Raw genomic sequence first — 12,290 nt, 5'->3', positions numbered from 1 at the left:
CATGGGCAAGCTCGCGTCCGGCCTCTACAATCGCCTTGTCATCACCATCCCTTATGCTTGGCTGCTGCTCTTCTTCCTGGCGCCGTTCTTCATCGTCTTCCGCATTTCGCTGTCGACGACGGCGATCGCCATGCCGCCTTATACGCCGGTCTTTGCGCTTGCCGACGGCTGGGCCGGGCTCTGGAGCAAGATCGGGGAGCTTTCCTTTGACAACTACACCTATCTCACCGACGACGCGCTCTATATCAATGCCTATATCTCGAGCGTGGTGATCGCCGGGATCTCCACGTTCCTTACACTGCTGATCGCCTATCCGATCGCCTACGGCATGGCGCAGGCGCCGCGCACCATCCGCCCGACGCTGGTGATGCTGGTCATCCTGCCGTTCTGGACGAGCTTTCTGATCCGCGTTTATTCCTGGATTGCGATCCTGAAGCCGGAAGGGCTGCTCAATCAGCTTCTCCAGTCGATGCACATCATCGACAGCCCGCTGATCATCCTCAACACCAATACCGCCGTCTATATCGGCATCGTCTATTCCTATCTGCCCTTCATGGTGTTGCCGCTCTATTCGGCGCTCGAAAAGATGGACGGCACGCTGATCGAGGCGGCCCAGGATCTCGGCTGCACGCCGATCCGGGCCTTCTGGCGCGTCACCTTTCCGCTGTCGATCCCCGGTGTGGTGGCCGGCTGCATGCTGGTCTTCATTCCCGCCGTCGGCGAATTCGTCATTCCCGACCTGCTCGGCGGTTCGCAGACGCTGATGATCGGCAAGACGCTCTGGAACGAATTCAATGCCAACCGCGACTGGCCGGTCTCCTCGGCGGTCGCAACGATCCTGCTCATGATCCTGGTGATCCCGATCGTCTTCTTCCAGAACGCCCAGGCCAAAGCCGAAGAGCGGGGGAAATAAGCCATGCTGAAATGGACCCGTTTCAACATCGTCTCCGTCACGCTCGGCTTTGCCTTCCTCTATCTGCCGATCGTGCTTCTGGTGATCTTCTCCTTCAACGAATCGAAGCTCGTCACCGTCTGGGGCGGCTTTTCCACCAAGTGGTATGTCTCGCTGCTCTCGAACCAGGGCCTGCTCGACGCTGCCTGGGTGACGATCCGCGTCGGCCTGCTGTCGGCGACGCTCGCAACGATCCTCGGCACGATGGCGGCGCTGACGCTGGTGCGCTATACCCGCTTTCGCGGCCGCATGCTGTTTTCGGGCATGATCTATGCGCCGCTCGTCATGCCTGACGTCATCACCGGCCTGTCGCTGCTGCTGCTTTTCGTCGCGATCGGCTTCGACCGCGGTTTCTGGACGATCACGCTGGCGCATACGACGCTGACCATGTGCTTCGTCGCCGTCGTCGTGCAGTCGCGTCTGCTGAGCTTCGATCGGTCGATCGAGGAAGCGGCCCAGGATCTCGGCGCGCCGCCGGTGCGCACCTTTTTCGAGATCACCCTGCCGATCATCGCGCCTGCCGTGATCTCGGGCTGGATCCTTGCCTTCACCCTGTCGCTCGACGATCTGGTGATCGCGAGCTTCACCTCGGGGCCGGGCGCCACCACACTGCCGATGCGGATCTACAGCCAGGTCCGCCTCGGCGTGACGCCCGAGATCAATGCGGTCTGCACGATCCTGATCGGCATCGTCACGGTCGGCGTCATCTGCGCCTCGATCGTCACCAAGCGCCGCGAAATCCAGCGCGAGCGGGACGAGCGTGCGGCCGCCGCCGTCGCTTAAACGAACTCTATTGCGCGTGGGGCGTATTGCCGAACAGCGGAACCGGCGAGATCACCGGGTTCGGCCATGAGCCGCCGATGAAGAACGGCAGAAGCGGCAACTCGGCCGCTTTGGCCGGATCGGTTGCCTCGAGCGATCCCGAAAGCGCCAGCCCGTTCGACTGATAGGTGATGACGCCCGAAAGCGTCAGCGTCTCCGAGGGACCGGCGATACGGACATCGTGCATCTCGGCGGAGCCATTGGCGAAATCGGCCTGGAGGTTGAGCTGGTTGAAAGCGAAGGCGCCGCCGGCTGCCTCGCTCAGCGGAAAGAACGGTTTTCCGGCTGCCAGCGTCCTCAATGCCGCGGTATCGACGCCGGGGAACGTGCCGTCCCTCGTCCAGAAGTGCAGCCGGCCGGTAACGTCGGCAAGGCCGGTCGTCCAGATCGCCTTTGGCGACTGCAGATCGAGGTCGAGCGATCCGGTCGCAAGCGGCAGCGGTCCCTTCAGCCGCAGGCGCTCGGCAAGGGCTGCGAAATCGGCATCGCGGATCGACAGTTGCAGCTTGCCGCCGCCGTCGAAATCGCGCTGGGTCGCTTCCAGATGCGCGGTCATCTCGCCGCCCTCGAAGCGGCTGTCGCCAATGTCGAATTTCGCTTCGCCGCCGGCAACGATCACGCTGGCGCCGACGTCGGAAAGCTCGAAGAGACCCATCTGCGCGCGCCGCGCCGAAAGTCTGACATCGACATCGAGTACCTGCAGCGGCCCGTTGATGCCGGCGGAGATTTCCTCTGCCTCGCCGGCGGCCAGCCTGAGCGCGAAGGCGTCGAGGAACGGCTTGAGGTTCATCTGGTCGAAGGCGAGCGTGCCGCCGATCTTCGGTCGTTTGCCGGGCTGGGTGAAAAGGTCCATCACACCGGTGGCGCTCGCCTCGTTCAGCGACAGGCTGAGATTGTTGAAGCGTAGCCCGTTGCCCGACGACATGATGTCGGATTCCAGCGAGGCGCTTTTCAGCGTTCCGATGCCGGGGATCGATTTGCCCGACCATGCCAGAAGTGCGGGCATATCGGGAATGCTGGCGCTGATATTGCCGGACAGGGCCGAAAGGCTGGCAATGCTGGCAATCCCCTGGAAGCGCGCCGTCAAAAGGTTCGATGTCAGCGACGTCCGTGTCTCGGCATTCTTGCCTGCAAAGGCGAGCAGCGGCTGGCGGGAGGCGAAATCGACCTTCAGGTCCTCGCCGTTGATGCGGGCGATGACCACTGCCGAGATCGCGCCGGACAATCGCGGCCAGGCGATATCGGCGGTAACATTGTCGAAATGATAGGCCTTGGCGGTCTTGACGTCGGTCACCGTGAGCGCGCCGTCTTCGACCGTCACCGCGCCGATCTCGGCATCGAGATCGGGATCGAGCACCTCAGCGCCGTTTTCGGTGCGCACGCCGCTGATCGCGCGCGCGAGCAAGCCGGCATAACTCCAGTCGATCAGCCCCTTCTCGTCGCGCGTCAGGGCCAGATTGGGGCGCACCAGGTGGAATTCGTGGAAGCTGGTGCGGCCTCTCAGCGCATCGATGAGGCTGAAATCGGCCGACAGGCTTTCGATGCTGCCGAGCAGCTTGTCGCCGCTTTCGCGCGGCTGGCGGATCGTGACCTGGTTCAGCGTGATGCGCGGCGTCGGCCAGAATTCCAGCAACGGGCTGCCCTTGATCTCGGCATGATAGCCCGTCCATTTCGACAGCGCATCCTCGATGCCCGAGCGCACGAAACCGGTCGAAATGAGATAGGGAGCGGCGACCCTCAGCGCCACGAAAAGCCCAAGCGCAATCAGCAGGAAGACAGTCGACAGACGGGCGAAGGCCGGAAGCCAGCGCGAAACGGGTCCGATCTTCCTGCGCCACCTGCGATGTCTTGACGTGCTCATGATCTCCGCCGGCAATTCAGCCGGTCATCCCTTTATGCGCTGGTTCGCGGATATAGGAAATATCGGGCATATGCAAATCCCCTGAGAGGCGCCACGCGTCTTTTCAGATGCGGGTTCCACACTTTATAATGCAATGCAGCATGATATAAGAACGGCATTGGGGAGGAGGATTGAATGCAGGATAACAGACCACTTTGGGTGCCCTCGGAAGATGCGGTTGCGACAAGCCCGATCCATGCCTTCATGGAGCGCTGCAATGCCGATTTCGGGCTGTCTCTTTCGGGCTTTGAGGATCTGCACGCCTGGTCGGTGGCCGAGAGGGAGAATTTCTGGTCGACCGTCTGGGATTTCTGCGGCGTCAAGGGCGAGCGCGGCGCGAAGGTGCTGGTCGACGGCGACCGTATGCTGGAGGCCCGGTTCTTTCCCGATGCGACGCTGAACTTCGCCGAAAACCTGCTGCCCCGCCGCGGCGAGGGCGATGCCATCGTCTTCCGCGGCGAAGACAAGGCTGAGGACCGCTGGTCGTGGGACCGGCTGCGCGCACTGGTCTCGAAGCTGCAGCAGGCCTTCAGGGCGCGCGGCATCTGCGAAGGTGACCGCATCGCCGCCATGATGCCGAACATGCCGGAGACCGTCGCCGCCATGCTGGCGGCCGCCTCGATCGGCGCCATCTGGTCATCCTGCTCGCCCGATTTCGGTGAGCAGGGGGTGCTCGACCGCTTCGGCCAGATCGGCCCCAGGCTGTTCATCGCCTGCGATGCCTATTGGTATTCCGGCAAGCTGCAGGATGTCGGCGCCAAGGTGGCGACCGTCGCCAAAAGCCTTGGTGTGCCTGTTGTCGTCGTTCACTACGCCGGCGACGCCGAGGCGGTGGCGACCAAGACGCCGGGTGCTTCGACGCTTGAGGCCTTTATCGCGCCCTATGAGGTGAAGGAGGTCGAATTCACGCCGCTTGGCTTTGCCCACCCGCTCTACATCCTCTTTTCCTCAGGCACGACAGGCGTGCCGAAATGCATCGTCCATTCGGCCGGCGGCACGCTGCTGCAGCACCTCAAGGAGCAGCGGCTGCATTGCGGCCTGCAGGCGGGCGAGAAGCTGTTCTACTTCACCACCTGCGGCTGGATGATGTGGAACTGGCTGGTCAGCGGCCTTGCCAGCGGCGCCACGCTCTGCCTGTTCGACGGTTCGCCCTTCGCGCCCGACGGCAACGTGCTGTTCGATTATGCCGAGGCCGAAAAATTCGCCATCTTCGGCACCTCGGCGAAATACATCGATGCGGTGCGCAAAAGCGGGCTGACGCCGCGCGTGAGCCACGATCTCTCCAGCCTGCGGCTGATGACCTCCACCGGCTCGCCGCTATCGCCCGAAGGCTTCACCTTCGTCTATCAGGGCATCAAGCAGGATGTGCAGCTCGCCTCGATTTCGGGCGGCACCGATATCGTCTCCTGCTTCGTGCTCGGCAATCCGCTGCAGCCGGTCTGGCGCGGCGAGATCCAGGGGCCGGGCCTCGGCCTTGCTGTCGACGTGTGGAACGATGACGGCAAGCCGGTGCGGGGAGAGAAGGGTGAGCTCGTCTGCACCAAGGCCTTCCCCTCGATGCCTGTGATGTTCTGGAACGATCCAGACGGCGCCAAATACCGCGCCGCCTATTTCGATCGCTTCGACAATGTCTGGTGCCACGGCGATTTCGCCGAATGGACGGAGCATGGCGGCCTCGTCATCCACGGCCGTTCGGATGCGACGCTCAATCCTGGCGGCGTGCGCATCGGCACGGCCGAGATCTACAATCAGGTGGAGCAGATGGAGGAGGTAGCCGAGGCGCTGTGCATCGGCCAGGAATGGGACGACGATGTACGCGTCATCCTCTTCGTGCGCCTTGCCCCCGGTGTGACGCTGACCGAGGATCTCGTCAAGGCGATCAAGACGCGGGTGCGCACCGGCGCCTCGCCGCGGCATGTGCCGGCAAAGATCATCGCGGTTGCCGATATCCCCCGCACCAAATCCGGCAAGATCGTCGAGCTTGCGGTGCGCGAGGTCGTTCACAACAGGCCGGTGAAGAACCAGGAGGCGCTCGCCAATCCCGAGGCGCTGCGGCTTTTCGCCGGTTTGAGCGAACTCAAGGACTGAGATACCCGACCCGAAAATCGATTCCGGTTTTCGGGTCAGGCCCCACCCTACAAGCTTTCACCATCTATCAATCTTTTGTCATTGAAACCTTTCGTTAAGAAAGGTTTGTCAAAGGTGAAGGTAACTTAGCGGCCGCACATGAACGAGGCGGCGTGAAGCCTTCGGGCTTGCAACATGATGTTGATCGACTAAGCTCTTGTTGAACAGCACTCAATTCGAGGCAGCCCAGGGCTGCCTTTTCTTTATGTCGCTGACGGCGCTGTATTAGCCTGCGAGCACCCGCTGCGACGGGAAGGTGATCTCGACGAGCGTGCCCTCGTTCGGCGCCGAATTGATCGAGAACACCGCCCGGTTGGCATCGACCATCGCCTTGGTCAGCGGCAGGCCGAGCCCGGTGCCGTCGCCGCGATGGCGCGATTGGGTCGAGGAGACCTGCCGGAACGGCTTCATCGCCTGGTCAAGTTCGCTACGCGTCATGCCGATGCCGGTATCGCGCACCCTCAGCACGACGCTGCCATTCGCCTCATAGGAGGTGGAAACGACGATCTGTCCGCCCGATGGGGTGAAACGGATGGCGTTCGACAGGATGTTGAGGGCGATCTGCTTGATCGAGCGCAGATCCGCCACGACCTCCGGCACCGCCTGCGACAGCGCCGTGCGGATAATGACGCGCTGGCCGTTCGCCTGCGGCTGCACCAGCGCCACGGCCTCGGAGATTGCCTCGTTGAGGCCGACGGCGGCAAAATCGAGATCCATCTCGCCCGCCTCGATCTTCGAAATGTCGAGCAGGTCGTTGACGATATCCAGCACGTGCCGGCCGGAACGGCCGATGTCGTTGGCATATTCGATGTAACGCGGATGGCCGATCGGCCCGAAGCGTTCGCCGGCCATCATGTCGGAAAAGCCGATGATGGCGTTGAGCGGCGTGCGGATCTCATGGCTGACGCGAGCGAGGAAATCGGTCTTGTGAGCGTTGGCGGTTTCGGCCGCACCCTTGGCGTTGCGCAACTCGTCCTCGGTGCGCTTCCATTGGGTGATATCGCGGATGACGGCGCAATAGCCGTTGGAGGAGGTGAGCTGGCCCATCGTCATGAACAGCGGCACGAAGCCGCCGGCGGCTTCGCGGCCGATCACTTCGCGCCCGTCGTTCAGCACGCTGGCCACGCCATGGCCGGCAAGGCCGTTAAGATAGTCGAGCACGGCCTTCTGGCTCTCATGGGCAAACAGCATGACGAAGGGTTTGCCGCGCGTCTCCTGCTCGTCGTAATTGAAAAGCGCGCTGGCCGACCGGTTCATCGAGCGGATGTCGCCCTCCGTGCCGATGACGACGACGCCGTCGGTCGCCGTTTCCAGGATCGAACGCAGTTCCTCCACCTCGACCTGCAGCTTGGCGACCTTCTCGACCATCCGCTCCGGACGCGCTTCGGACCGGCCGTCGGAACGGTTTGCTTCGCCGCGGCCCTCTTCCTTGCCTTCCACCGGCATCAGCGCCAGCATCAGGGCATTGGCGTCTTCCCAGCGCACCGATTGCAGCCGCGCCGTCACCGGCACCAATCTGTCGTCGGCCTTGACCAGCATCATCGTGCCGGCGCCGGCGGCCTTTTCCTCGAGTTCGCGGCGCTGCAGCAGCGCTTCGATGCCGCCCACCTCACGCAATGCGTCGAGCGAGGTGTAGCCGGTCAGCCGCATGAATTCCGGATTGGCATGGAGCAGCGCATCGCCGACATGGATCAGCACCGCGACAGGCAATTGGTCGACCGTTCCCACCGAAAGCCCGTCGGTCATCTTGACGCGGGGCGGGATGAAGCTCGTGAGAACGTCGATCTGACTGACCGTCTCCTCCAGCCCTTCGGTCGCCTCGTCCTCGCTTATGTCATTGTCGCCCTCGGCGTCGGCGCCGTCGTCGCGCTGGGCATCCGCCGCATTCTCGAAGATTGCCTCCTGCGGCGCGATCTCTTCGCGCGAAGCCAGATCGGCCTCGTCGGCAACGGGTGTTTCGGCCTCGACCTCTGCGGGGCCGGAAGCCTCCTCGACGCTGGCGATTTCCGCGCCGGTCGGTTCCGCCGGCGCCGTGGCGGCGGGTTCGTCCTTGCTGGCGCCGAAGGCCTCGAGCCGCCTGGCGATTTCGCGGAAATTGGCCTGCTCGGCAGCCGTCAGTGCGGCGCCGCTGTTGTGCAACTGAACGATCTTGTCGGAGAAACGGCGATTGGGTGTTTCCGAAATGCGCAGCGCCGGCGGCTCGTCCGACGGTTCCGCTGCCGGCTCGCCCTCGGAAACATCACGGAAATCGGCACTCTCTTCAGCGTCTTCCGCAACACTTTCCTGGACCGGCGGCTCGCCGGACGCCTGCTCGATGGCCGCCTGCTCGGCGGCAATCTCTTCGGGCGCCGTCTCCGTCTGCGGCTCGGTCGCCGCAAGTGTCTGGTCGTCGACCTGCTGCGTCAGCGCAGGTTCGATCGCGGCCTCGTCATGCATTGCCGGCACTTCATCTGCCGTCGCGGCAATGGTCTCGGCCGGCGAGCCAAGGCTTTCCGCATCATGGCCGACGCCATCCGGGCCGAATGTCAGGCCGAGCGCCAGCGGATCTTCCTGCGCATCGGAAAGCCGGACGACGCCGAAGCCGCGGAAACCGTCGAAATCGCGATTGCGGGTATAGGTCGGCAGCGCCGCCAGATCGACCGGAACGACGAGGCTGGTGCCTTCGACCGGCCAGAGGATCGTCTTGCCCGACCATGTGTCGCGGCGGGCGAGCGCCTCGGCAAGCTTGCCATCGGGATCGAGGTTGAATAGGGCGGCAATATCGCCGAAGGCCGAGCCGATAATGTCGGAGGCATGCGGACCGACGGCCTCGGCAAATTCGTGGCTGACCTCGTTGAAGCGGCCCTCGGCATCGATCTTCCAGACGAAGCGCGTGGCGCGGCTGTTCGGCCTGAAGACGAAGCCGGGCTCGGCGGCAAGCTGAGGGGCAGGGGATACTTCGGCAATTTCGGATGCGGCGGCGGGCTCTTCTGCGATCGCTGCCGGCGCTGCTTCGATCCGGCTCTCGCTGGCTTCGACGAGCGGTTCCGCCGCCTCCGCCGTTTCCACCGTCTCGGTGACGGACGTCGGCTCGTCCTCGATGATTGCGGCAGGCGCGTCGGTCTCATCCGCGCCGCCGTCGATCACGCTGTCGTTGTTCTCAAGCTCCGCATGCCCGGCGAGACCGGTCGCGTCCACCGCCTCGTCAGCGGATGCAGCTGGCGTCTCCGCCGGCTGTTCATTTTCGCCTGTGATGTCCTCGAGCGTTTCCTCGACTTCCTCGATGCCCGATACCGCCTCGATGATGTCGGTGAAGCCTGCCGCGGCAGCGGGCTCGCCGCCAGGCGGCACGCTGTCTTCCTGCGCATCGACCGAGTCGAGTGCGGGCGTATCGACCACGTCGAGTGCGGGCGTATCGGTCGCGTCGAGATGGCCGATCGCGGTCTCCACCGCAAAGAGCAGATTGAGCGCCGGCTCGTCGCTGAGCTTGCCGACGGCTGCCGGAAGATTGCCTCTGCCGGTGGCGACGGGGCGCTTGACCAGCCGGTCGGGATGGGCGCCGGCAAGATTGATCAAGGTCTTTGCGGTCTGCTCGGAAATCCCGAGCGAGGCAAAGCCCGGCGAGGCGGCGATGACTTCGCCATTGGCGCCGATGACCGCCATATGCGTGTCGGGATCGTCGAGCCCCTGCAGCATCTGGGCCGCCGAAGCGCCGGCGGCGAGCGGCTTTGCCGAGACCGGCACCGAGAACAGGATGGCCTTTTCGCCCTGGGAAAGACGGATCAGTTCGGCTGCCGCCTGCACCTGCACGCGCTGAAAGCCCTTGGCGACACGGATCATCAGGCTTCTGCTGTCACCGATATCGCTCAGCTGGCGCGCGGCCGTTTCCAACTGGCGGAAGGTGATGTCGGTGCGGTCGGCGCCCTGATCGAGCAGGTCATAGACGGCCGAATGGCCGAAAAGCTCGGCGCCTGCGCCGTTCGCCCAGAGCAGGCGGGCAAGATCGGATGAAAACAGCACCATCGCCTCGCCGCGCGAAAAGCGTTCCCGCACCCGTGCATGCACGGCGATATCGATGAACGGATATTGGACTGCGGGCATGATCGAACCTTGTGGCTGTCGGCCTTCTTAAATTAACGGCTTATTAATAACTGCGGGGCGCATGCGGGTCTAGAAGAGCAGGGTGTTTTCGGCCGGCAAGGTTAACGGATTGTGCGTCGCACAATAATTGTTGCAATGCACAATGAAATGTCCTATATAAGCTGCATCCCAACTATGCAGGCAGTGACTGCCTCAGCCCAAAGGATGCGACCCATGGCTACCATAAAGACCGATGACGTTTTTTCAATCGCTTCTTTCGACCCGTCCAAGTTCGCGGAATCCTTCCGTGATTTCGCCGAAAAGGGCGCCCAGCAGTCGAAAGACGCCTATGCCAAGCTGAAGACCGCTGGCGAAGAAGCCGGCAAGACCCTCGAAGCCACCGTCCAGACGGCACAGGCCGGCAGCGTCGAGCTCGGCCTCAAGGCAATCGACGTCCTGCGCGTCAATGCCGAAAGCTCGCTGTCGCACCTGGAAGCGCTGCTCGGCGTCAAGTCACCGGCTGAATTCTTCGAGCTGCAGACCTCTTTCCTGCGCAAGCAGGCCGAACTCGCCGTCGAACAGGCGAAGTCGATCCAGGAAACCACCAAGCAGGTTGCCGAAAAGCTCGCAAAGCCCTCCAAGGACGCCGCCGAAAAGGCCATGGCTTCCTTCAAGAAGGCCTGATCGGTCTTACCCGTGAGTGACGAAAGGCTGGACCTCGCGTCCAGCCTTTTTGTATATTGACGAGGAATGGGGCTTGAATTCATCGCCAAGTCCTCGTATGTGACCCCCGTCGCGCCAAGCGTGACATATGCGGTTGTAGCTCAGTTGGTTAGAGCGCAGGTTTGTGGCACCTGAGGTCGGAGGTTCGAGACCCCCCAACCGTACCATTTCTTTCAAGGACTTGCGTCGCATGAAAGTCCTGGTTTTATCCCAATCTCTGAATCTATACCGAAGTTCCGCTGGTTCGACCCTCCGCTTGCATGGGCAGTTGAGCTTCAATTGGGCCCGGTGCTGTTAATCAGCCGGTCAAAGCCTGCACCCCATCTCTCCCGATTTCTCTCTCCGTAGCGCAGCCGCCGGTAGCCTGCTTTTGTGGGCAAGTGTCTTTTCCACGCTTCCGTGGTTCTGGACAAAGATCGCTGCGAGATACCAGATCGTTTCGCCGTTCGCGCCCTTTTGTGCTTCAACAACTTTGATATTAACCGTCAGCCTTCGCGGGAGGTCAGTCATGGGCCGCCCAGAACCACGCGCAGGCCGCAGGTCGAGCATGGTGAGGATGGAGCGAAGCGAATCCTTGATGGACCGGAGCGACTATCCTGCCGTATCTGCGGGATTTGGCGCGACGCACTGAGAACGGCGAGTTTGCGATTGGGCCGATGCTTATGGCGCTGCTTCGGGCAAATGGTCCGGTCAGAAGGAGGACTGGCTAGGTAACTGGGTGGATACGTCTTCGAAGCCGTAAGACGGCTTCCTCGAAAGGGGTCTCCGCACGCGTGTAATAATAGTGTACACTCAACTAAACAAACTAAGGGGAGTGTGCACCGTGCTTGAGATGCTTAAAACAGCTGCATTATTTGTTAGTTTTATCGGCGTTATCGCAACGGGTTTATTTACGTTGCTCAGCAACAGGCAGAAGTCAAAACTTGATCGAGAGCTGCGAGAAAGAGTGGCTGAGCTTGATCAAGAGATGCAAGAAAGAGGAGCCGCGTTCGGATTAATGAAATCGGCTTTCGATTTGCGATTTAAGGATGAATTTGAAACCTACAAAGCATTGTGGCCTTCGTTGCAAGCACTGATTTCGAATTTGGAATGGGAAACTGATGGACTTATCGAAAAGCGTGCGGAAGAACGAACGGCTATAATTGATAGGGATTTGCTTCCTGTTACTGAGAGACTTTGCGCAAGCTCGATTTTTCTGCCTCGCGAGATCAGGAAATTGGCCGAAACCATAGTGAACGAATCCGCTAGCTGGAGAAACATTATTGGACATCCCGATCTAGGCAACCCAGCGATATTCACAGCCCCCAGGCCAATCAAAGAGCTAGTACGAGATTTGACCGACCTTCGAGACATGATCGCGAAGCGCATCGATATGCTGCCGGGCGGTGATGATTTCGGAACGACATCGCGCCGCTACGCCTGACTGGCGTGACCTCGTGGCGGCCGCTGTCATCGTTCGATCAAGCTCGGTGTCAGTCCGTCGGCCTACGAGGCGGCCTGCGCGGCAATAGAGCCGGAGAACGCTGCGACTGTGATGGCCTGCATTCTGGAGCGAAGTGGTCACATCAATTCGGCTGGCGGTTATCTCCGCAATCTCACACGGCACCCAGGCCGGGAAATCGCGATCGGGCCCATGCTCATGTCGCTGCTTTGCGCCAACATTCCCGTCAACCGGAGAGCTGGTTGATGAGGCGAGGCTGGCGAGCT

At 62.0% G+C, this 12,290-nt stretch carries 7 protein-coding genes, 1 tRNA gene and 1 pseudogene; 7 read left to right on the top strand and 2 right to left on the bottom strand.

The window, feature by feature from the left end; translation table 11 throughout:
- Position 1: 1 nt before the first annotated feature.
- Positions 2 to 913 (top strand): ABC transporter permease subunit, encoded by a 912-nt coding sequence (locus GGD57_RS07015; RefSeq protein ID WP_184468208.1) that lies wholly within the window; start codon positions 2 to 4, stop codon positions 911 to 913.
- 3 nt (positions 914 to 916) lie between these two features.
- A complete protein-coding gene (locus tag GGD57_RS07010; protein WP_085736276.1) occupies positions 917 to 1,735 on the top strand; it encodes an ABC transporter permease in 819 nt (272 codons plus the stop codon).
- Positions 1,736 to 1,742: 7 nt separating this feature from the next.
- Here the strand turns inward: GGD57_RS07010 and GGD57_RS07005 are convergent, their stop codons facing one another.
- A complete protein-coding gene (locus GGD57_RS07005; protein ID WP_184468206.1) occupies positions 1,743 to 3,635 on the bottom strand; it encodes an AsmA family protein in 1,893 nt (630 codons plus the stop codon).
- Between the two features lie 174 nt (positions 3,636 to 3,809).
- Here GGD57_RS07005 and GGD57_RS07000 point away from each other — a divergent pair, with 174 nt between their 5' ends.
- Complete coding sequence (locus GGD57_RS07000) at positions 3,810 to 5,762, top strand: acetoacetate--CoA ligase (RefSeq protein ID WP_184468204.1); 1,953 nt, start codon at positions 3,810 to 3,812, stop codon at positions 5,760 to 5,762.
- 264 nt (positions 5,763 to 6,026) lie between these two features.
- Here GGD57_RS07000 and GGD57_RS06995 read toward each other — a convergent pair whose 3' ends face one another.
- The gene (locus tag GGD57_RS06995; protein ID WP_184468202.1) at positions 6,027 to 9,881 is read right to left on the bottom strand and encodes a sensor histidine kinase; all 3,855 of its coding nucleotides are present in this window, start codon (positions 9,879 to 9,881) and stop codon (positions 6,027 to 6,029) included.
- A gap of 213 nt (positions 9,882 to 10,094) precedes the next feature.
- On the opposite strand from GGD57_RS06995, the gene GGD57_RS06990 reads away from it, so the two are divergent.
- The 4 genes and pseudogenes from GGD57_RS06990 to repC all read left to right on the top strand — a co-directional run.
- Positions 10,095 to 10,544 (top strand): phasin, encoded by a 450-nt coding sequence (locus GGD57_RS06990; protein WP_085736283.1) that lies wholly within the window; start codon positions 10,095 to 10,097, stop codon positions 10,542 to 10,544.
- Between the two features lie 129 nt (positions 10,545 to 10,673).
- A tRNA-His gene (locus GGD57_RS06985) sits at positions 10,674 to 10,750 on the top strand.
- Between the two features lie 656 nt (positions 10,751 to 11,406).
- A complete protein-coding gene (locus GGD57_RS06975; RefSeq protein ID WP_184468199.1) occupies positions 11,407 to 12,006 on the top strand; it encodes a hypothetical protein in 600 nt (199 codons plus the stop codon).
- Positions 11,996 to 12,270: pseudogene (repC, locus tag GGD57_RS06970) on the top strand (replication initiation protein RepC); the annotation flags it as partial. The gene GGD57_RS06975 and the pseudogene repC, both read left to right, overlap by 11 nt.
- Positions 12,271 to 12,290: the final 20 nt, after the last annotated feature.

The organism is Rhizobium esperanzae, from assembly GCF_014197615.1.
Taxonomy (GTDB): Bacteria; Pseudomonadota; Alphaproteobacteria; order Rhizobiales; family Rhizobiaceae; genus Rhizobium; species Rhizobium esperanzae_A.
The sequence above is the reverse complement of the archived record's forward strand: the minus strand, read 5'-3'. Positions and strand labels throughout refer to the sequence as shown.